The 20,280-nt window shown below is 29.3% G+C and carries 36 protein-coding genes; 33 read left to right on the forward strand and 3 right to left on the reverse strand.

Annotated elements, in window-relative coordinates:
• Positions 1–4: 4 nt before the first annotated feature.
• The 20 genes from rpsE (at position 5) to rpsI (ending at position 11,902) form a co-directional block, all read left to right on the forward strand.
• Positions 5–511, forward strand: a complete 507-nt coding sequence (gene rpsE / locus CLPU_RS10840) for a 30S ribosomal protein S5 (RefSeq protein WP_050355683.1) — start codon at positions 5–7, stop codon at positions 509–511.
• A gap of 12 nt (positions 512–523) precedes the next feature.
• Positions 524–700 carry a 50S ribosomal protein L30 gene (gene rpmD, locus CLPU_RS10845; protein WP_050355684.1) on the forward strand — a complete coding sequence of 59 codons (177 nt, stop codon included), beginning with the start codon at positions 524–526 and terminating at the stop codon, positions 698–700.
• Between the two features lie 30 nt (positions 701–730).
• Positions 731–1,174: a 50S ribosomal protein L15 gene (gene rplO / locus CLPU_RS10850; protein WP_050355685.1), complete on the forward strand. Its 444-nt coding sequence runs from the start codon at positions 731–733 to the stop codon at positions 1,172–1,174.
• A 1-nt stretch (position 1,175) separates the two neighbouring features.
• Positions 1,176–2,450: a preprotein translocase subunit SecY gene (gene secY / locus CLPU_RS10855; RefSeq protein WP_050355686.1), complete on the forward strand. Its 1,275-nt coding sequence runs from the start codon at positions 1,176–1,178 to the stop codon at positions 2,448–2,450.
• Positions 2,451–2,478: 28 nt separating this feature from the next.
• A complete protein-coding gene (locus tag CLPU_RS10860; protein WP_050355687.1) occupies positions 2,479–3,129 on the forward strand; it encodes an adenylate kinase in 651 nt (216 codons plus the stop codon).
• Positions 3,129–3,875 carry a type I methionyl aminopeptidase gene (gene map / locus CLPU_RS10865; RefSeq protein ID WP_050355688.1) on the forward strand — a complete coding sequence of 249 codons (747 nt, stop codon included), beginning with the start codon at positions 3,129–3,131 and terminating at the stop codon, positions 3,873–3,875. Before CLPU_RS10860 ends, map begins: the two co-directional genes overlap by 1 nt.
• Positions 3,876–3,896: 21 nt before the next feature.
• Positions 3,897–4,178 carry a KOW domain-containing RNA-binding protein gene (locus CLPU_RS10870; protein ID WP_050355689.1) on the forward strand — a complete coding sequence of 94 codons (282 nt, stop codon included), beginning with the start codon at positions 3,897–3,899 and terminating at the stop codon, positions 4,176–4,178.
• A gap of 29 nt (positions 4,179–4,207) precedes the next feature.
• Positions 4,208–4,426, forward strand: a complete 219-nt coding sequence (gene infA / locus CLPU_RS10875) for a translation initiation factor IF-1 (protein WP_050355690.1) — start codon at positions 4,208–4,210, stop codon at positions 4,424–4,426.
• A 24-nt stretch (positions 4,427–4,450) separates the two neighbouring features.
• Positions 4,451–4,564 (forward strand): 50S ribosomal protein L36, encoded by a 114-nt coding sequence (rpmJ, locus tag CLPU_RS10880; RefSeq protein WP_041701799.1) that lies wholly within the window; start codon positions 4,451–4,453, stop codon positions 4,562–4,564.
• A 169-nt stretch (positions 4,565–4,733) separates the two neighbouring features.
• Positions 4,734–5,102 (forward strand): 30S ribosomal protein S13, encoded by a 369-nt coding sequence (gene rpsM, locus CLPU_RS10885; RefSeq protein WP_050355691.1) that lies wholly within the window; start codon positions 4,734–4,736, stop codon positions 5,100–5,102.
• A 20-nt stretch (positions 5,103–5,122) separates the two neighbouring features.
• Positions 5,123–5,518, forward strand: coding sequence for a 30S ribosomal protein S11 (gene rpsK, locus CLPU_RS10890; protein ID WP_050355692.1), 396 nt, complete (start codon positions 5,123–5,125; stop codon positions 5,516–5,518).
• Between the two features lie 26 nt (positions 5,519–5,544).
• Positions 5,545–6,180 (forward strand): 30S ribosomal protein S4, encoded by a 636-nt coding sequence (rpsD, locus tag CLPU_RS10895; protein ID WP_050355693.1) that lies wholly within the window; start codon positions 5,545–5,547, stop codon positions 6,178–6,180.
• 77 nt (positions 6,181–6,257) lie between these two features.
• The gene (locus CLPU_RS10900) at positions 6,258–7,205 is read left to right on the forward strand and encodes a DNA-directed RNA polymerase subunit alpha (RefSeq protein ID WP_050355694.1); all 948 of its coding nucleotides are present in this window, start codon (positions 6,258–6,260) and stop codon (positions 7,203–7,205) included.
• A gap of 24 nt (positions 7,206–7,229) precedes the next feature.
• Positions 7,230–7,571 (forward strand): 50S ribosomal protein L17, encoded by a 342-nt coding sequence (gene rplQ / locus CLPU_RS10905; RefSeq protein ID WP_050355695.1) that lies wholly within the window; start codon positions 7,230–7,232, stop codon positions 7,569–7,571.
• A gap of 91 nt (positions 7,572–7,662) precedes the next feature.
• The gene (locus CLPU_RS10910) at positions 7,663–8,493 is read left to right on the forward strand and encodes an energy-coupling factor transporter ATPase (RefSeq protein ID WP_050355696.1); all 831 of its coding nucleotides are present in this window, start codon (positions 7,663–7,665) and stop codon (positions 8,491–8,493) included.
• Positions 8,490–9,353 carry an energy-coupling factor transporter ATPase gene (locus CLPU_RS10915; RefSeq protein WP_050355697.1) on the forward strand — a complete coding sequence of 288 codons (864 nt, stop codon included), beginning with the start codon at positions 8,490–8,492 and terminating at the stop codon, positions 9,351–9,353. The genes CLPU_RS10910 and CLPU_RS10915 overlap by 4 nt, the downstream gene beginning before the upstream one ends.
• Entirely contained in the window at positions 9,346–10,143 is a 798-nt protein-coding gene (locus tag CLPU_RS10920) for an energy-coupling factor transporter transmembrane component T family protein (protein WP_050355698.1), read from the forward strand. Before CLPU_RS10915 ends, CLPU_RS10920 begins: the two co-directional genes overlap by 8 nt.
• 10 nt (positions 10,144–10,153) lie before the next feature.
• Complete coding sequence (gene truA, locus CLPU_RS10925) at positions 10,154–10,888, forward strand: tRNA pseudouridine(38-40) synthase TruA (RefSeq protein ID WP_050355699.1); 735 nt, start codon at positions 10,154–10,156, stop codon at positions 10,886–10,888.
• A gap of 169 nt (positions 10,889–11,057) precedes the next feature.
• Positions 11,058–11,486 carry a 50S ribosomal protein L13 gene (gene rplM, locus CLPU_RS10930; protein WP_050355700.1) on the forward strand — a complete coding sequence of 143 codons (429 nt, stop codon included), beginning with the start codon at positions 11,058–11,060 and terminating at the stop codon, positions 11,484–11,486.
• Positions 11,487–11,509: 23 nt separating this feature from the next.
• Positions 11,510–11,902 carry a 30S ribosomal protein S9 gene (gene rpsI, locus CLPU_RS10935; protein ID WP_050355701.1) on the forward strand — a complete coding sequence of 131 codons (393 nt, stop codon included), beginning with the start codon at positions 11,510–11,512 and terminating at the stop codon, positions 11,900–11,902.
• A 79-nt stretch (positions 11,903–11,981) separates the two neighbouring features.
• Here the strand turns inward: rpsI and CLPU_RS10940 are convergent, their stop codons facing one another.
• Both CLPU_RS10940 and CLPU_RS10945 read right to left on the reverse strand, forming a co-directional pair.
• Complete coding sequence (locus tag CLPU_RS10940; protein WP_050355702.1) at positions 11,982–12,491, reverse strand: hypothetical protein; 510 nt, start codon at positions 12,489–12,491, stop codon at positions 11,982–11,984.
• A 77-nt stretch (positions 12,492–12,568) separates the two neighbouring features.
• Positions 12,569–12,796, reverse strand: a complete 228-nt coding sequence (locus tag CLPU_RS10945) for a hypothetical protein (protein ID WP_050355703.1) — start codon at positions 12,794–12,796, stop codon at positions 12,569–12,571.
• A gap of 365 nt (positions 12,797–13,161) precedes the next feature.
• On the opposite strand from CLPU_RS10945, the gene cwlD reads away from it, so the two are divergent.
• From cwlD to CLPU_RS11005, 13 genes are all read left to right on the forward strand, one after another.
• The gene (gene cwlD, locus CLPU_RS10950) at positions 13,162–13,878 is read left to right on the forward strand and encodes an N-acetylmuramoyl-L-alanine amidase CwlD (RefSeq protein ID WP_050355704.1); all 717 of its coding nucleotides are present in this window, start codon (positions 13,162–13,164) and stop codon (positions 13,876–13,878) included.
• 260 nt (positions 13,879–14,138) lie between these two features.
• Positions 14,139–14,819 carry a phosphatase PAP2 family protein gene (locus tag CLPU_RS10955; RefSeq protein ID WP_050355705.1) on the forward strand — a complete coding sequence of 227 codons (681 nt, stop codon included), beginning with the start codon at positions 14,139–14,141 and terminating at the stop codon, positions 14,817–14,819.
• 177 nt (positions 14,820–14,996) lie between these two features.
• On the forward strand, positions 14,997–15,152 hold the full coding sequence (locus CLPU_RS17530; RefSeq protein WP_164492058.1) for a hypothetical protein: 156 nt from the start codon (positions 14,997–14,999) through the stop codon (positions 15,150–15,152).
• Positions 15,153–15,175: 23 nt separating this feature from the next.
• Entirely contained in the window at positions 15,176–15,406 is a 231-nt protein-coding gene (locus CLPU_RS10965; RefSeq protein WP_050355707.1) for a hypothetical protein, read from the forward strand.
• Between the two features lie 23 nt (positions 15,407–15,429).
• Positions 15,430–15,654: a hypothetical protein gene (locus CLPU_RS10970; RefSeq protein WP_050355708.1), complete on the forward strand. Its 225-nt coding sequence runs from the start codon at positions 15,430–15,432 to the stop codon at positions 15,652–15,654.
• 32 nt (positions 15,655–15,686) lie between these two features.
• Positions 15,687–15,842, forward strand: a complete 156-nt coding sequence (locus CLPU_RS17535; protein WP_164492059.1) for a hypothetical protein — start codon at positions 15,687–15,689, stop codon at positions 15,840–15,842.
• Between the two features lie 104 nt (positions 15,843–15,946).
• The gene (locus CLPU_RS10975; protein WP_050355709.1) at positions 15,947–16,144 is read left to right on the forward strand and encodes a hypothetical protein; all 198 of its coding nucleotides are present in this window, start codon (positions 15,947–15,949) and stop codon (positions 16,142–16,144) included.
• Positions 16,134–16,445 (forward strand): hypothetical protein, encoded by a 312-nt coding sequence (locus tag CLPU_RS10980; protein ID WP_050355710.1) that lies wholly within the window; start codon positions 16,134–16,136, stop codon positions 16,443–16,445. The genes CLPU_RS10975 and CLPU_RS10980 overlap by 11 nt, the downstream gene beginning before the upstream one ends.
• 17 nt (positions 16,446–16,462) lie before the next feature.
• Complete coding sequence (locus tag CLPU_RS10985; protein WP_050355711.1) at positions 16,463–16,867, forward strand: hypothetical protein; 405 nt, start codon at positions 16,463–16,465, stop codon at positions 16,865–16,867.
• Positions 16,868–16,873: 6 nt separating this feature from the next.
• Complete coding sequence (locus CLPU_RS10990) at positions 16,874–17,140, forward strand: hypothetical protein (protein ID WP_050355712.1); 267 nt, start codon at positions 16,874–16,876, stop codon at positions 17,138–17,140.
• Between the two features lie 26 nt (positions 17,141–17,166).
• Positions 17,167–17,463, forward strand: a complete 297-nt coding sequence (locus CLPU_RS10995) for a hypothetical protein (protein WP_050355713.1) — start codon at positions 17,167–17,169, stop codon at positions 17,461–17,463.
• Positions 17,453–17,797: a hypothetical protein gene (locus tag CLPU_RS11000; RefSeq protein ID WP_050355714.1), complete on the forward strand. Its 345-nt coding sequence runs from the start codon at positions 17,453–17,455 to the stop codon at positions 17,795–17,797. Before CLPU_RS10995 ends, CLPU_RS11000 begins: the two co-directional genes overlap by 11 nt.
• Positions 17,798–17,835: 38 nt before the next feature.
• Positions 17,836–18,867, forward strand: coding sequence for a hypothetical protein (locus tag CLPU_RS11005; protein WP_050355715.1), 1,032 nt, complete (start codon positions 17,836–17,838; stop codon positions 18,865–18,867).
• Between the two features lie 26 nt (positions 18,868–18,893).
• Here CLPU_RS11005 and CLPU_RS11010 read toward each other — a convergent pair whose 3' ends face one another.
• On the reverse strand, positions 18,894–20,003 hold the full coding sequence (locus CLPU_RS11010; RefSeq protein ID WP_050355716.1) for an AI-2E family transporter: 1,110 nt from the start codon (positions 20,001–20,003) through the stop codon (positions 18,894–18,896).
• Between the last annotated feature and the right edge of the window lie 277 nt (positions 20,004–20,280).

The raw sequence follows: 20,280 nt of genomic DNA on the forward strand, positions 1-20,280 counted from the left end.
AAAAATGAGCCGTGGACGTATTGATGCTAACGAATTAGATTTAAAAGAAAGCGTAGTAAGCATAAATCGTGTAACTAAAGTTGTTAAAGGTGGTAGAAACTTTAGATTCAGTGCCCTTGTAGTTGTTGGTGATGAGAATGGGCACGTTGGCGTAGGAATGGCTAAAGCCTTAGAAGTTCCTGAAGCTATAAGAAAAGCAATCCAAGATGCTAAAAAACATATAATAAAAGTACCTATGGTTGGAACAACAATTCCTCATGAAACTATAGGAGAATTTGGAGCAGGTAAAGTTTTATTAAAACCAGCTGCAGAAGGTACTGGAGTTATCGCAGGTGGTCCAGTTCGTGCGGTTATAGAATTAGCTGGTATAAGAGACTTAAGAGGTAAGTCTTTAGGCTCCAATAATCCAAGAAACATGGTTAATGCAACTATGCAAGCTTTAAGTCAACTTAAGAAAGCTGAAGAAGTTGCTAAGCTAAGAGGAAAAACTGTAGAAGAGTTACTAGGTTAGGGGGGAAGCACCTTGGCTAAAATACAAATAAAATTAATAAGAAGTAAAATAGGAAGATCAGAAAAGCAAGTTAGAACAATTGAAGCTCTTGGATTAAGAAAAATTGGTCAAATAGTTGAAAAAGAAGATACTCCTCAAATCAGAGGTATGGTAGAAAAAGTTAAGCATATGGTTGAAGTTACTGAATAATATGATCTTAAAATAGAGGAGGTGTAAAGCATGAAATTACATCAATTAAGACCGAACGTAGGTGGAGGAAGCAAAAATACTAAAAGATTAGGTAGAGGTACAGCTACTGGACAAGGAAAAACTGCCGGTAGAGGACAAAAAGGTCAAAAGTCACGTTCAGGTGGTGGTGTAAGACCTGGCTTCGAAGGAGGGCAAATGCCTTTATATAGAAGACTACCTAAAAGAGGATTTACAAATATATTTGCTACAAAATATGTTATAGTAAATCTTGAAGATTTAAACAGATTCGATGATAATACAGAAATAACTCCAGAACTACTAATTGAATCAGGTCTTATCAAGAAGTTAGAAGATGGAGTTAAGATTTTAGGAAACGGTGAGTTAAATAAAAAATTAACTGTCAAAGCTAATAAATTCAGCAAATCTGCTGCTGAAAAGATAGAGGCAAATGGGGGAAAAGTAGAGGTGATTTAAATTGCTATCAACTCTTAAAAATGCTTGGAAGATTCCAGAGCTAAGAAAGAAAATGTTATTTACATTATTCATGTTGTTTATATTTAGACTGGGATCTAGCATTCCTGTGCCAGGGGTAAATAAAGAGGTAATAGCTCAAATGTTTAATCAGCAATCAGGAGGGCTATTAGATTTTCTTAACTTGATGGCAGGGGGAGCCTTTAAAGACTTTACTATCTTTGCACTGAACATATATCCTTATATTACAGCTTCGATTATACTGCAATTGCTTACTATAGCAATACCGAGTTTAGAATCGTTAGCTAAAGAGGGAGACGAAGGTAGAAAGAAAATATCCAAGTATACTAAATATTTGACGATAGTATTGGCAATAGTTCAGGCGTTAGGCCTTAGTGTAGGATTTTTCAATCAAGCTATAGTTGATAAGAGCTTTATTTCAGTAGCAGTTATAGTTATTACTTTAACTGCAGGTACTGCTTTCCTAATGTGGTTAGGACAACAGATTACTGAAAAAGGTATAGGAAATGGAATATCGTTGTTAATATTTGTGGGAATCGTGTCAAGAGCACCTGGTGGAGTAATAAAAATATTCCAACTTTATAAAGCTGGGGAAGCGAAGATACTTTCTATATTGGCTTTCTTAGTAATAGCTTTAATTATAATAGTTGCAGTTATAGCTATACAGGAAGGACAAAGAAAGATTCCTGTTCAGTATGCTAAAAGAGTTGTAGGTAGAAAAATGTACGGAGGACAAAGTACACATATACCTATAAAAGTATTAATGGCTGGTGTTATTCCAGTTATATTTTCAACTTCATTATTAAATTTCCCGCAAATTATAGCATTGTTCTTTAAAGGTAATTTTGCTGAGTTTGTTAAAAATTATTTGACACTTAACGGAACAGCGGGAATTTGGATATACTCAATATTAAATGTAATTCTGATAATTTTCTTCACATATTTCTATACAGCTGTTCAATTTAATCCTATTGAATATGCGAATAACTTGAAACAGTATGGTGGATTTATACCTGGAATAAGACCAGGAAAGCCAACATCTGATTATTTAAGTAAAGTTATATCAAAGATAACACTTGCTGGAGCAGTAACATTAGCTATAATAGCTACACTTCCAGTTATTGTAGAAGCGATAGTAAGATTAAAAATCCACTTTGGTGGTACAGGATTATTAATCGTTGTAGGAGTTGCATTAGAGACTATGAAACAGATAGAATCACAAATGCTTACTAGACACTACAAAGGTTTCTTAAAGTAAAATATTAACTCCTTAGGAGATGATATAATTGAGACTTATTTTATTAGGACCACCTGGAGCTGGAAAAGGAACTCAAGCATCAGGTATAGTTAAAAAATATGGAATACCACATATATCAACAGGGGATATATTCAGAAAGAACATTAGTGAAGGAACTGAATTAGGTAAAAAAGCTAAAGAGTATATGGATCAAGGACTACTAGTTCCTGATGAGTTAGTGGTAGCTATCGTGAAAGATAGACTAGTAGAAGAAGATTGTAAAGAAGGATTTTTACTAGATGGATTTCCAAGAACAGTAGCGCAGGCAGATGCTTTAGATATAGAGATTAAAAACTTAGAATATTGTCTAGATAAAGTTATAAATATAGATGTAACTAAAGAAGAGCTGATCGAAAGAGCAGTAGGAAGAAGAATATGTAAAGAATGTGGAGCTACCTACCATATCAAATTTAATCCTACGAAAGCTGAAGGAAAATGTGATGCTTGTGGTGGTGAGCTTTATCAAAGAGAAGACGATACAGTAGAAACAGTAACTAAAAGAATAGAAGTTTATTTAGAACAAACTAAACCCCTAATTGATTACTATGAAAAAAAAGGTGTGTTAGTAAACATTGATGGAAAACAAGATATTGATAAGGTCTTTTCTGACATAGTAAATGCTTTAGGGAGCGATAAGTAATGATAATATTAAAGAGTCAACGAGAAATTGAGAAAATGAGAATGGCAGGAAGGGTTGTAGCTGAAACCCATGCCTTTCTCAAAGAAATAATCAAGCCTGGTATAACAACTAAGGAACTTGATGAAGCTGCAGAGAAGTTTATTAAAGAAAAAGGTGCTATACCTGCTTTTAAGGGTTATAATGGATTTCCGGGAAGTATATGTGCATCAGTAAATGAAGAAGTAGTACATGGAATTCCTGGGTTAAAAAAGTTAAAAAATGGAGATATTATTAGTATAGATATAGGCTCAATAGTTGATGGATATTATGGAGATGGAGCTAAAACTTATCCAGTTGGTGAAATATCTGATGAAGATAAGAAACTTATAGAAGTCACTAGACAGTCATTCTATGAAGGAATAAAATTTGCTAAGGTAGGCTATAGACTTACAGATATATCGCATGCTATACAAAAATATGTAGAAAGTAATGGATTTTCTGTAGTCAAAGATTTTGTTGGTCATGGTATAGGTCAAAATATGCATGAGGAACCTCAAATACCTAACTTTGGTCCTCCAGGAAAAGGACCTAGACTGCAAGCTGGTATGGTCTTAGCAATAGAACCTATGGTAAACGTAGGAACTTATAGAGTAAATGTATTAAGTGATAACTGGACAGTAGTAACGGTTGATAACAAAAACTCAGCACATTATGAACACACTATAGCTATTACTAACGATGAACCATTAATACTAACTTCGTTATAATCCATACGAGAGGTGAAACTTATGGAAACCACTAATGATATTAATATAGGTCAAGTGGTAAGATCTAAAGCTGGTAGGGATAAAGGTAAAGTTTTTATCATTAATAGCATAATAGATGAGCAATATGTATCTATTGTTGATGGTAAATATAGAAAACTGAGTAATCCTAAAAAGAAAAAAATAAGGCACCTAGTAATATATAACTCAATATTAAAAGATTTTAAAGATAAGCTTGAAAATAATGAGAAAATAAATAATGCTTATGTAAGAAAAATATTAGAGCCTTTTAATAAAGAAATCTAAATTGATTGAACGGGAGGTTCGATTACCTAATGTCTAAAAAGGATATTATAGAGGTAGAAGGGACCGTAGTTGAAGCTCTTCCAAATACCATGTTTAAAGTTAAACTTGAAAATGGTCACGAAATATTAGCTCATATATCTGGTAAACTTAGAATGAATTTCATTAGAATATTACCAGGTGACAAGGTTACTATAGAGTTATCACCTTATGACTTAACAAGAGGAAGAATAACTTGGCGTAACAAGTAACAAGCAAAGCAAGGAGGGATTACCATGAAAGTAAGACCATCAGTTAAAAAGATATGCGAAAAATGTCAAATCATTAGAAGAAAAGGAAAAGTAATGGTTATCTGTGAAAATCCTAGACATAAACAAAAACAAGGCTAATTTAATATAAAATAGTCTAGTTGTTTGTTAAAATTTTTAGTATAATATTATTTTGGTGATGTTAGTTTGAAATCGCGGCTGCTTTAAAATAAATTTTAAAATTTTTTTGATAGAGACCATATAATTGGTTGAGACTATCTAAGTACAGCATTGGGAGGTGTAAATTCAAATGGCTAGAATTGCTGGTGTAGACTTACCAAGAGATAAAAGAGTTGAAATTGGATTAACATATATCTACGGTATCGGTAGATCAAGATCGAATGAAATACTAGCAAAAGCAGGTGTTAATCCTGATACAAGAGTTAGAGATTTAACTGAATCTGAAGTTAACGAATTAAGAAGTACAATAGACACTTACATGGTAGAAGGTGACCTAAGAAGAGAAGTAGCGTTAAACATCAAAAGATTAAGAGAAATCGGAAGCTATAGAGGATATAGACATAGAAGAGGATTACCTGTAAGAGGACAAAATACTAAGAATAATGCAAGAACAAGAAAAGGTCCTAAAAAGCTTGTAAGTAAAGGTAAGAAGAAATAGTAGAAAAGGAGGGACTGTGAGTGGCTAAAAAAGGTGTTAAAACTCGTGTTAAAAGAAGAGAGCGTAAAAATGTAGAAAGAGGTCAAGCTCATATAAGATCAACTTTCAATAACACAATGGTAACATTAACAGATGCAAACGGAAATGTTCTTTCATGGGCTAGCGCAGGGCAACTAGGATTCAGAGGCTCAAAAAAATCAACTCCATTCGCTGCTCAAATGGCTGCTGAAGAAGCTGCTAAAAAAGCAATGGAACATGGATTAAAAACTGTAGAAGTATATGTTAAAGGACCAGGATCAGGAAGAGAAGCTGCTATAAGATCATTACAAGCAGCTGGATTAGAAGTTAGTTTAATAAAGGATACAACTCCAATACCACATAATGGTTGTAGACCACCTAAACGTAGAAGAGTCTAATAAATTAGTTACAGGAGGTGCACAGGATGGCAAGATACACAGGACCAGTATGTAGACTTTGTCGTAGAGAAGGACAAAAGCTCTACTTAAAGGGTGATAAATGTTATACAGATAAATGTCCAGTAGCTAGAAGAACATATGCTCCAGGACAACATGGACAAAGCAGAAAGAAATTATCAGACTATGGAACTCAATTAAGAGAAAAACAAAAAGTTCGTAGATATTATGGTGTTTTAGAAGCCCCAATGAGAAAATACTTCAAAATGGCTGATAAAGCTCAAGGAATAACAGGTGAAAATTTATTAAAAATATTAGAACTAAGATTAGATAATGTTGTATATAGATTAGGATTAGCTGCATCGAGAGCAGAAGCAAGACAATTAGTAATCCATGGACACTTTACAGTAAATGGTAAGAAAGTTGATATACCTTCATATCTAATGAATGTTGGTGATGTTATAGAAGTTAAAGAAAAAAGTAAAAATTCACCTAAGTTCAAAGAAATTCAAGAAAACCATCAAGGAAATACACCATCATGGTTACAAGTTGATGCAGAAAAATTATCAGGAAAGATCGTTGCTGAACCTTCAAGAGAAGACGTAGATCTTCCAATTCAAGAACATTTAATAGTAGAGTTATACTCTAAAAATAACATTAAATAATATATTTTGATATTTTTATATAGAATCAGTTACCCTCAAGATATAAAATAAATATTACCAAGGAGGGTTAAGAATAAATGATAGAAATTGAAAAGCCAAAAATTGAAATTGTTGAGATGAATGAAGATAATACCTATGGTAAATTTGTAGTTGAGCCTTTAGAGAGAGGATATGGAACTACTCTAGGTAACTCTTTAAGAAGAATTCTACTTTCTTCATTACCAGGAGCAGCCGTTTCTTCTATAAAAATCCAAGGTGTTTTGCATGAGTTTTCTACAATACCTGGAGTACTTGAAGATGTATCGGAAGTTATATTAAATATAAAAGACATAGCAGCTATTATGCATACAGATGAACCTGTAATGTTAAGAATAGAAGCTGAAGGACCAGGAGTAATAACTGCTGGGGATATATTAACAGGACCAGATGTAGAAGTATTAAATAAAGACTTACACATAGCAACATTAGATGATGATGCAAAACTAGACATGGAACTGGAAATAGTTAAAGGAAGAGGGTATGTTCCTGCCGATAAAAATAAAAAAGAAAATCAGCCTATAGGTGTGTTACCAATAGACTCTATATTTACACCTGTAAAGAAAATAAACTTTGAAGTTGAGAATACTAGAGTTGGTCAAGTAACAGACTTTGATAAGCTTATTTTAGAAGTTTGGACGGATGGAACTATAAAACCTGATGAAGCGACTTCATTAGGAGCTAAGATATTAAATGAACATCTTAACTTATTCATAACTTTAACAGATCATGTTAATGATGTTGAGATAATGGTTGAGAAGGAAGAAGATAAGAAAGAAAAAGTTCTAGAAATGACAATAGAAGAACTTGATCTTTCAGTAAGATCATATAACTGTTTAAAAAGAGCAGGAATTAATACTGTTGAGGAACTAACTCAAAAATCTGAAGAAGATATGATGAAAGTTAGAAATCTTGGTAAAAAATCCCTTGAAGAAGTTCAACACAAACTTGCTGAGCTAGGATTAGGTTTAAGAAAAAGTGAAGAGTAATACTTGCTAAAGGAGGGATGATTAATGGCTAAATTAAGAAAACTTGGACGTCCTACTGACCATAGAAAAGCCATGTTAAGAAATTTAGTTACTAGCTTACTCAGAAATGGAAAAATAACTACTACAGAAACTAGAGCTAAAGAAGCTAAAAGAATGGCAGAAAAAATGATTACTTTAGCAAAAAGAGGAGATTTACATGCAAGACGTCAGGTTTTAGCATATGTGTATGATGAAACAGTTGTTAAAAACTTATTTGATGAAGTAGCTCCTAAGTATGCTGAAAGAAATGGTGGATATACTAGAATATTAAAAATGGGACCACGTAGAGGCGACGCTGCAGAGATGGTTATTTTAGAATTACTATAGAACTCAAAGGGATTAAGTTAAAATCAAACTTAGTCCCTTTTTACTGATTAAAAAAATGACATAGGAGTCATATCTCAGAGAGGGATAAACTATGAAAGATACAATAATTAAAATAGAAAATGTGGTATATGAGTATCCTAGCAATGAAGATGAAATAGTTACAGCTGTAAATAATGTAAGCTTAGATATAAAAAAAGGTGAATTCTTGGTTATATTAGGTCATAATGGATCAGGTAAATCAACTCTTGCTAAACTTATGAACTCTTTAATACTGCCTACAAAGGGAAAAGTCTATGTAGATGGCATGGACACATCTGATGAAGAAAAAATATGGGATATAAGGCAAACTGCAGGTATGGTATTTCAAAATCCAGACAATCAGTTAGTTGCTACAATAGTAGAAGAAGATGTTGCATTTGGTCCAGAAAATCAAGGAATAGAACCTAGTGAAATTAGAAAAAGAGTAGATGAAGCCTTAGAAGTAGTAGAAATGACAGAATATAAAACTCATGGACCGCACTTATTATCTGGTGGACAAAAACAGAGAATAGCTATAGCAGGGGTATTAGCTATGAGACCGGAGTGTATAATCTTAGATGAACCGACAGCTATGCTAGATCCTTCTGGTAGAAAAGAGGTTATTAGCACTATAAAAAAACTTAACAAGGAAGAAAATAAAACAATAGTTCACATAACTCATTATATGGATGAAGCTGTAGAAGCAGATAGAATAATAGTAATGGAACAAGGACAAATAGTACTGGAAGGAACTCCTAAAGAGGTATTTAGTCAGGTAAAAAAAATAAAAGAACTAGGTCTTGATGTCCCACAAGTTACTGAATTAGTACACAAATTGAGAGAAGAAGGGATAAACTTACCTAGTGATATATTAACTGTCGAGGAATTGGTGAATGTAATATGAGTATAAAAATTACAGGATTAACACATGTTTATAATGAAAAAACTCCTTTTGAAAAAAAAGCTCTAGATGATATTAATATTGAAATAGAGCAAGGAGATTTTATAGGACTAATCGGACATACAGGATCTGGAAAATCAACTCTAATACAACATTTAAATGGATTACTTAAACCTAACTCAGGAAATATAGAGATAAATAATATGGATATTACATCAAAAGAGATTAGTCTTAAAAGTGTGAGACAAAAAGTAGGACTAGTATTTCAATATCCAGAACATCAGTTATTTGAAGAGACTATTTATAAGGATATAGCTTTTGGACCACAAAATCTAGGATTATCAGAAGAAGAAATTCATAGAAGAGTACTTGAGTCTATGGAATTAGTAGGATTAGACTATGAAAAAGTAAAAGATAGATCTCCTTTTGAACTCAGTGGAGGACAAAAACGAAGAGTAGCTATAGCAGGCGTATTGGCTATGAAACCAGAGGTTTTAATTTTAGATGAACCAACAGCAGGTCTTGACCCAAAAGGAAGAGATGATATATTAGGACAAATACAACAACTATATGAGAAAAATAATATGACTATAATACTTGTATCTCATAGTATGGAAGATATAGCACGCCTTGTTAATAAAATAATAGTTATGCATCGAGGAAAAGTTGCATTATATGGAGAACCAAGAGAAATATTTAAAAGAGTAGAAGAGTTAGAAAACTTTGGGCTTGGGGTACCTCAAATAACATATTTTATGAGGGCTTTGAAAAATAAGATCGAAAATATAAGAGATGATATATTTACAGTAGATGAAGCTAAAGAGGAATTATTAAAATATATGAGGAGAAAAGAGAATGATTAAAAATATAACTATAGGTCAGTATTTTCCTGGAGATACTGTCATCCACAACTTAGACCCTAGGATAAAGATAATATCAGTATTTCTTTTTATCATCTCTCTTTTTTTTATAAATAGCTTTTATCCATATATATTTGTTGCATTATTTATATTATCTGTTATGAAACTTTCCAGAGTTCCAATAAGATATGTTTTAAAAGGACTTAAACCCCTATTAATACTGATATCTATTACGTTTGCTATAAATGTCTTTATGACAAAAGGAGAAATATTATTTGAGATAGGTCCTTTAGATATTACAAAAGAAGGATTGATACAGGCTACATTTATGGCTTTAAGACTTATACTATTAGTTATAGGGACAACATTACTTACACTTACTACATCACCCATATCATTAACAGATGGCATAGAAAAATTACTTAGTCCATTTTCTAAAATAGGAGTACCTGCGCATGAGCTTGCAATGATGATGACAATAGCGTTAAGATTTATTCCTACATTGTTAGAAGAAACTGATAAGATAATGAAGGCTCAAATGGCGAGAGGTGCAGACTTTGAAAGTGGTAATATAATAAGAAGAGCTAAAAGCTTAGTTCCACTATTAGTACCTTTATTTATAAGTGCTTTCAGACGTGCAGATGATTTGGCAATGGCTATGGAAGCAAGATGCTATAGGGGTGGAGAGAATAGAACTAGAATGAAACAACTAAAACTCGAAAAAAGAGATTATGTGGCTATGTTTATAACACTATTATTATTGGCTATCATAATAGTGTATAGATTTATATAGAGGGATTTAAATGAGAAATATTAAACTTATAGTTGAATATGATGGGACTTCATATTGTGGATGGCAAAAACAACCTAATCAACCTACGATACAGGAAACTATAGAAAATGCTATATATAAAATAACCAAAGAAGATATTACTTTAATAGGTTCAGGTAGAACAGATAGTGGAGTTCATGCATTAGGTCAGGTAGCAAATTTCTACACAAATACAAGTATACCAGATATAAAGATAAAAGATGCATTAAATAGTGTATTGCCTCAAGATATATCAATAAGAGAGTCTATAGAGGTATTAGAAGACTTTCATTCAAGGTATAGTGCAGTAGGCAAACAATATAAATATGTTATATACAATAATAAAACTAGAAGCCCTATTCTGAGAAACTATTCTTATCATGTTTCTTATAAGTTGAATATAGATAACATGGAAAGAGGACTTAAATATTTTATAGGGACACATGATTTTTGTTCTTTCATGTCATCAGGAAGTTCAATAGAAGATACAGTAAGGAGCATACAAGAAGCTTATTTAAATAGACAAGAAGAAATTATAGAAATATACATTAAGGGAACTGGATTTTTGTATAATATGGTTAGAATAATAGTTGGAACTCTGGTAGATATAGGAACAGGTAAAATACACTATAGTGAAGTACCTAAAATTATAGAATCTAAAGATAGGGGAAAGGCTGGACATACATCGCCTGCAAAAGGGTTATATTTGCGTGAAGTATTTTATTAAAAATTGTTAAATGCCTTGACACACGTGGGTGCATGTATTACAATATATAGGTATGTTAGAATAAAAAATCCACTAGCCCCGGATTTTTATATAAAACATATTCAAACTAATATTTATGAGATAGTATGACATTAATAAATCTTGGTATTGAATAAGGAGGGAAAAGAGGATGAAAAGCTACGTTGCTAAACCGCAAGAGATTGAAAGAAAATGGTACGTGATCGATGCTAGTGGAAAAACATTAGGAAGACTAGCTAGTGAAGTAGCAAAAATATTAAGAGGAAAGCATAAGCCTATATATACTCCTCATGTTGACACAGGAGATCATGTTATAGTAATAAACACTAAAGATATCATATTAACTGGTAATAAGATAAATCAAAAAGTATATAGATATCATACAGGACATCCAGGAGGACTTAAAGAAGTTCCTTATAATAAGTTAATGGATAAAAATCCTGAGAAAGCTCTTATGTTAGCAGTTAAAGGTATGCTTCCAAAAAATAGTTTAGGAAGACAAATGCTTAAAAAATTAAGAGTATACAAAGGTGCAGAACACAATCAACAAGCACAAAAACCTGAAGTTTATGAATTATAGTATTCAGGAAGGGAGGATTATAGATGGCTAAAGTTCAATACTACGGAACAGGTAGAAGAAAGAAGTCTGTGGCTAGAGTAAGATTATACCCTGGTTCAGGTAAAGTAACTATAAATAAAAGAGAATTAGATGATTATTTTAACTATGATACACTAAAAGTTATAGCAACAGAACCACTAGTGGTTACTGAAAACTTAGATAAATATGATGTTGTAGTTACTGTAAATGGTGGTGGATTTACAGGTCAAGCTGGTGCTATAAGACATGGTATAGCAAGAGCGTTACTTAAAGTTGATGAAGAGTTAAGACCTGTATTAAAAAAATCAGGTTTCTTAACAAGAGATCCAAGAATGAAAGAAAGAAAGAAATACGGATTAAAGAAAGCGAGAAGAGCACCACAATTCTCAAAAAGATAGTGAAAAAGATAAAAAAACACTGGTATATCCAGTGTTTTTTATTGTATTAAAACTGTTCTAAAGATGAAGAACTTTATTTTTAAGATATAGGTTGCTTAATTAGAAATGATGAGTATTCTATTTCTTTAGGCTGCCATTTATTACTTTCATACTTCCAGAGAGAATTTAAATGAGAAATTTTATCTACATGAGAAGTTTCGAATATACTTTGATTTCCAACAAGTTCATATATTCCATCACCATCATAATCAACTGGTTTTAAGTTTTGAAAACTATCAGACCATGTCTTTACTTGTTTTAGCAACTTTCCATTATTGTCGTATATTTTATTTTTAATATAAGTATTTTCATTAAAGCTTAGGTCTATCTCAAATTGTTTATTAGTATTAGTATATAGCTTTACTCTGAAATTATCTAGGTAATCTCCCTGAATTTTAATACCTTCATTTTCTTTTTCACTGAATATTATTTTAGGCTTCTTTTCACTTAACTTTACTATACGATTATTTATGATTCCTCCATTTCCAGCTATACTAGCGCTTATAAATAAGTCGTTTATCTTGTCTCCAGTGAAATCTCCTATAAACATATCTGCATCATATCCATAAAGCTTATCTAGGCTTATTTTCTTTGTATTATTAGCCCTTCCATCTTTTATATATAGATTTATTTCAGTTGAATAAATGTCATCCTTTGATTCTTTTTTCCTACTAAATAAACGGAATCATTTACTTTATCTCCATTAATGTCTCCTATAGTTTCTTTTAGTATATAGTGTTTTTTTGGTAATTCTATATTTTCTTTATTTGATTTATCTGCTGAAGAAGTACTTATTCCCAATCCTATAACAGCTATTATATCTGTTAACAAAATACTTACTACTTTTCTCTTCACTGAATCATCTCCCGTATATGGTATAAAATTATTAGATTTTTAATATTTCTATTTATATGATATATAACTATGGACTGTAAGTGGTTACATAGCAATTACAAGAGAGTGCAATAAATGTAAATAATAGTAAGGAAAGGTATTAAGAAAATTATAATTATAAACAATAAAAATTGCTGAAATATAAATGGTATTTAGAATCATAACAATATGCAATAGAAGTAATAAAAGAGTATATAGTGTTAAAAAAATTACTATACATATTTATGTAATATATAAATCAAAAAACAATAAAATATAAATATATATGATAATGTCTTATAAATTAACTACTAGTTAATTTAAAATCTTATAGTAGGGGGATCAATATGAGGGTATTGTATATAAAGAAAAAGTGGATTGCTTTACTACCAATATTTATTATAGCGTTAGGATACATTTTAAGAATAAATAATAGTGTTACTCCAACCTTTTATTTACCAGTTACAAATAAGGTTATTGCTATAGATGCAGGTCATGGTGGAATAGATCCTGGAGCTGCGGGACAACTGGAAAAAAAGGAAGATGACATAAATTTAGAGATAGCTTTAAAGCTTAGAAAATTAATTGAACAAAATGGTGGAGTAGTTATATTGACAAGAGATGAGGATGTTGGATTATATACAGATGATTCTAAAACTATTAGAGAGAAAAAAAATGAAGATTTAAGAAATAGAAAAGCACTAGTAAATGATAGCAATCCAGATGTTTTTCTTTCCATACATTTAAATAGTTTTACACAAAAGCAGTATTATGGAGCACAGACTTTTTATAAAAAAGGATGTGAGAGTAGTAAAAAATTAGCAGAATTAATACAGGAAGAATTTAAAAATTCTTTAGACAAAGATAATAATAGGGTACCTCAGAGTAGAGATAGCTTATATTTAATAAGAGAAGTCGAGAAGCCTTCAGTTCTAATAGAATGCGGATTTTTATCTAATTCAAATGAAGAAAAGCTATTGAATAGTGAAAAGTATCAAGAGAAAATAGCTTGGTCCATATATATAGGTTTGATCAAATATTTTAATGAGATAGAACAAAAATAACTAAGTAATATTTATTGTTTTGTGGAAAAGTTATTGTGGATAATTATTAATTTGTGTAAAAATAATATTTATATATAATAATCATTGTAAAATGAATAAATAATTAAATTAATTTATCCATAGAAGTATCCACTTATAAATGTGGATATTGTGGATAAAATTAACATATATGGTTATTATCACATATTAATAAAAAACTAGAAGTATATATAAAATAATAATATAATAATACTTAAGAAAAAACTTATGGGAGGTTAAAATTGAGATATAATAATAATTCTAATAACAGATTTACTAAAAAGATTTTTAAACTTAGCATAATAGGATTCATACTTTCAATTATATTTTTAATTGTACTATTAATATTAGGAAACAAAATCAAAAATACTTCAGCAGGTATTTATTTTGACGAAGTTATAATTTCTACCTTACATAGAAATATATCACCTTATATGAAAGAGTTCATGAAAGTAATAAGTTTTCTAGGCTCAGCTAAATTCTACATCATCCTATGCATATTAATGATAGCATTTTTTATTAAAAGAAAAACATATATGAATATTGTAGCATTATTAAGTGGTGTTTTAGGTAGTTTTCTACTTAATTTAATTCTAAAAAATTACTATGGAAGAATAAGACCAGAAGCTTACTTTTTAGTTAATGAAACAGGATTTAGTTTTCCTAGTGCACATTCTATGGTAGCAATAAGTAGTTATGGAATTTTAGCATATTTGCTAATGAGAAATAGAACTTGGAATAATAAAAAAAAGCTACTATGGATATTAACTGGGCTTTTAATAATATTAATAGGATTTAGTAGAGTTTATCTAGGAGTACATTGGCCTACAGATATCATAGGTGGATTTGGTGCGGGGTTTATATGGCTATATTTAAATATTATTATTTTAGAAAGAATAAACTTAAAAATAAATTCTCACTAATTTTAAAATATGGTATTTGTAAATCATTAATAATAATATTAAGATTAAAAAATGTTGATCTATCAACATTTTTTTTATTTTTTTATAAAGTGGAACACTTTTTTAAAATAATCATAGTATGTTTATTAGGCAACTTAAAGAAAAAAATAAAAAGGGTATGAACGGGAGGATTGTTTTATGTCAGATATTTTTGTAGCAAGTGTAATAAACCAAAAGAGTGTAAATCAAAGTGCACAACAAGTTTTAGTAGTAATAGCAGCTCAAGTATTAAATATAATTGAGGCACAATTCGGTTTTGCGACTAATTTAGATGATGATGTAATCAATGCATAATGTAAGAAAGGAGATATTTAAAAGTGAGTAAACAACTAGCATATAAATATCTAAACGGAAATAATAAAAGTGCAAAAAAACAAGGATGTGGAACAACAAATAGAGATATATTTGTTGCAAGTGTAATAAATCAAAAGAGTGTAAATCAAAGTGCACAACAAGCGTTAGTATTAATAGCAGCTCAAGTTCTTAATTTAATTGAAGCACAATTTGGATTCGCAACTAACAGTGACGATGATGAGATATGCGATTAATATAGATTAAGGGGGAAAATAAATTGAAAATAGGATTTGGAAAAGATGGATTAACATTAAATTCAAAAAAAATAAATCCACTAAATCTGTCTGTAAATGGGCATGGAATAGAGTCAGATTATCCAATAAAAGCTGTGGATCCATTTGAGATATTAAGCTCACTTGCATCTATAGATTTAAGTGATGAAAAAACTACTAGAAAAGATAAAATAGAAGCACTTCAGAAAATATTAAATGATATATTATAAAAAATTATAATGTAAGATAGGAGTGGAATTATATGTCAGATATTTTTGTAGCAAGTGTAATAAATCAAAAGACTGTAAATCAAAGTGCACAACAAGTATTAGTTCTAATAGCAGCTCAAGTATTGAATATAATTGAAGCGCAATTTGGATTTTCAACTAATAGCGATGATGATGTAATCAACGCATAATAATATACTAAAAAAGACCTCTAATAGAGGTCTTTTTTAGTATATAAAAAAAACATAAGGCATATATATTACAGTATGATTTTTTATATAAGGGAGGACAAAGAATGTCTGATAATCTAACAAAAAGTTTAGAAGATATACAGAACGATAATGGAATAACTATGAAAGCTAACATAATAGATCAGATAAATACGAATCAACAGTCAAACATGACTCTATCAGCTTACTCTGTTATAACTCAAGTTTGCTCTACAGTAAAGATAAATAATGTAGATATAGAAGGTGAGAATATTGAACAATAGTAGAGACGTTGAAAAGAGAGACTGGATTATAATAAGAACTAAAAGAAAAAATGATAAGATGCCTTCAGAGATAAGAGTTGACTTAAAAGGGAATGTTTTTATAGACGGGGAACTTTATGATGAAACTAATACGAAGTATAAAAATTTAAGTGTAAGTGTAGATGTATATAATAGAATGAATACTGGTGAAGAAACAGAAGAAATGCTTAAAAGTAAAGAAAAGGCTAAAGAAGGAGAAATAGTGCCTATAAAAGATATTAAAAGTCCTACTAGATCGGAAAGTACAACTGTTAAATTTTAAAAATTAGGAGGGATAATATGGAGAGAAATAGAGAATATGATGATATAACTTATGACTTTTTGAGAGAATGTGAAACGAATATAAATGAAGAGGAATTTATAGAAGATGATAGTGATGTGATAGATGAAAATTTTGAAGAAGTGTTATTTGAAGAAGAAACAAATGAAGAATGTAGCGAAGAGTATAGTGAAGAATATAGTGAAGATGATGATATTAAAAATGAAGATAATAAAAAAGATGATAAAGACTTTTATAGTACCAATGTAAATATGGGAAATTTTGAAATTAACATAAACAGTATGAAATTTAAAAATCCAGCAGAGCTTCTATTAAAACTATATGATATTAGGATGGATAATACATTAACAAAAGAAGAAAAAAATATTAAGTCACAAGAAATTATAAAACAATATACGAGGTGATAAATATTGTCTAATGTATCGTCTTTACTTGTTAATTTATCTAATCAAGGTAACATATTTAAAGGAAAGAAAAGTAGTGTATCACAGTTTAACTTTATTGTTATGATAGGTAATAATGAAATAAATAATATAGAAAAAAAGAATGGAATTTCAATATCTATAGATATAAATAAGTTAGGGGAAATATCTATAGATGGATTAGATGAAAATCAAATAAATGATGAAAATATAAAGATATATGCAGATAAAAAAGTTACTAATAGTGAGAAATAGATTCACAAAAGAGAGGGGGAGAATTAATGGAGTTAGAAAATAAATATAATAAACTTTATAGTTTTCTAATAAACACTTCTAATCAAGCAAATTTATCAAATACTAATAATAAAGATATAACTCAAATAAATTCAGTATTTGTACTTATACATCCTTATTATATAGATAAACTTAATATAGAAAACTTAGACTTAGATATACAGGTTACAGAAGAAGGAATAGTAAAAATAAATAATGAGGAATTTAAGGTAAAAGAGATAGAAAAAGGAGTTAGTGTGTTCGGACTTATTAAAAGAGAGGAGGATGTATCCAATGAGGTGTAATGAGTGCAATATAGATCAGATTATAAAAATCAATACACCTGAAAAAGTAAAATTTGAATGCGAGAATGGACATACATGGTATGAAGACTATATAGATAATGGCGGAGTTCACGAGAGACCTGACTCATATAAAATAGAGTTTGAGGATACTTTATTTCCAAGTGAAAAGATATTATATAAAAAAATTATAGATGAAATAGATAAAAATAAGAATTTCTATAATAGTTCTAATCCAGAAGATATTACTCGGACTATCATTAAGAAAATAGGAGTAAGTGAAAAAGAAATATATAAGCTATTTAAAAAAATAAATGAGTATAAAGAGATTTTATAATTTAAAATGATACAAATTTAATATGAGAGGAGGATACTATGAAACTATATATAGATGAAAGTTTAGTTGACATAAGCAATACGTATAATCTAACTTACACGATAGATTCTTTAAATGAATTTTTAGATACTACAGGAAGAATAATATCTAATATTTATATAAATGATAAAACATATGAACCTTCATATAATTGGATAGACGAAATTATTAAAAATGATGTTAATTCAGTAAAGATAGTAACAGATGATTTAGGAATATATGTAGAACAGTCAATACTAGAATTAAAAGAAGAAATTGATGAACTATATAATGAGTTAGAAGTTATAATAAAAAATATAGACGTAAATGATCCTGGAGATGCTTTTGAAGTTATAACATTATTATTAAAAGAAATAAATAGAATAGAAAAAGATATACTAAATTGCTATGATAAGATAGATATTAGTTGTTTCTTAAAGGAAGAAGAGACAAGTAAAGTAATTAAAGAAAGCCAAGAACTTTGTGATAAAAAAAATATATTTTATTTAGCAGATAAACTATATTTTGAAGTAAGAGTTATATTAAGTGATTGGAGCATTAAGCTAAAAGAGGCTTGCAGAAAGATTGAACATAGTAAGATCAATATAGAAAAGAGAAGATATAAGTATGAAGAAAAATTAGCCGATTTTATTAACAATTTAGAGTTACGTCAAAATTTAGAAATAGAAGATAATGAAGTTTTTGACGATTTAACCTGTAATAAATGTGAAGTATCTGAACAAGATCATATAGAAGAATGTAAACATGATTTAGACAATATAATTAACTCTACAGAAGAAATAAAAGAAAAAGATGACGAATTAAATGTTAATATACATAAAGATAATTATAATGATGAATTAAAAAGAGATATGTTACAATATACTGATAATAGAATAAAAACAGATGAAAATATAAATTTTAAAAATAATGAAGTGAAAAAAACAGAAAATTGTTGTAAGTGTGAATCCACAAAAATTGATGAAAATAAAAAAATTGAATTAGGGGATAATCTCAATAAACTCTATTCAATATATGAAAACAAAAAATAGAAAATAAAATAAGGACTAAATAGTCCTTATTTTATTTGTATATTCTTTGATTTAAGTCTACTATTGATAAACTTACTTAAGGCTACTTTTATTACAGATACCACAGGAACAGCTAAAAGCATTCCCATAACACCAAATATTCCGCCAGACACTAATATAGTGGTTATAGTCCAAAATGGAGATAGACCAACATGATGACCTAGTATTTTAGGACCTAAGTATAGACCATCAAACTGCTGTAAAAGTACTACAAATATTAAGGTCCATATAGATTTTATAGGATCATAGAATAATGTTATTATAAAAGAAGCTACAATGCCTAAAAAAGGACCAAAATAAGGTATTACATTAGTTACACCTACAATAATGCTTATAAATAAAGAATATGGAGCATTTATAATTTTCAATCCGATAAAACATAATATACCTATAATTAAAGAGTCAATTACTTTTCCAACTAAAAACTTAGAGAAAACATGACTTAACTCTTTAGAGAGATTTATGATATTACGTGCTTGTGATTCTTCAAATAGTGCATAAAGTAACTTTTTAAACTGAACTGCAAATATATTTTTATCTTTAAGCATGTATATAGAAATTACAAGACCTAAAATTATATTTGTAATAGCAGAAGTTACTACAGATGTAATATCTATAATTTTAGTAAAATCGTAATTATCAAAAGAAACTACGCTACTACTAATTTCACTTATTTTATCTATAATATTATTAGCTATATATTTTATAGAGTCAGGTAGATTAGTACCATTGCTTATTAGTTTTTCTTCTAAAATATTTACTATATTATTTAAATAACTAGGTAGATCATCTATCAGGGTTTTGATACTTATAATTATTTTAGGCGTTAATTTAGTAAGTATTAATAAAATAATAGATAATGATATGGTATAAACTATAAAAATACTGAACACTTTTTTTATATTAAAAGTTTTTTCTAAGTAAACAATTAAAGGATTCAAAAAATATGCTATTAAAAATCCATATAAAAACGGACTAAATACTTTAGATATTGACTTTGAAAAGCCAGAACTTGTAATTTGTTCAAATAAAATAAGTGATAATAATAGAAATATGAAGAATTTTAAATAATTAAACTTTTTTTCCGATATACTCAACTCCTTATCTAATCAGTTGTCATAATAATTATAACATTAAAAATAGTTATTTTAATAAAAAATCTAAATACTTTTGTTTATAAGCTATATATAGAGTAATATAAGTTGTTTTATACTTAAAAATTGTATTTTTATGAACTAATTTGACTTATCAAAGAGTATAAATCTTTGATTTGTTACTGGTTACTTATACTAGAGTATAAGTTTGGTTAAAGAAAAAACTATCTAAATTGAGTTTCAGTTTATCCAACTGTAATATATTATTAATTGATATAAG

This window comes from Gottschalkia purinilytica, from assembly GCF_001190785.1.
Classification (GTDB): domain Bacteria; phylum Bacillota; class Clostridia; order Tissierellales; family Gottschalkiaceae; genus Gottschalkia_A; species Gottschalkia_A purinilytica.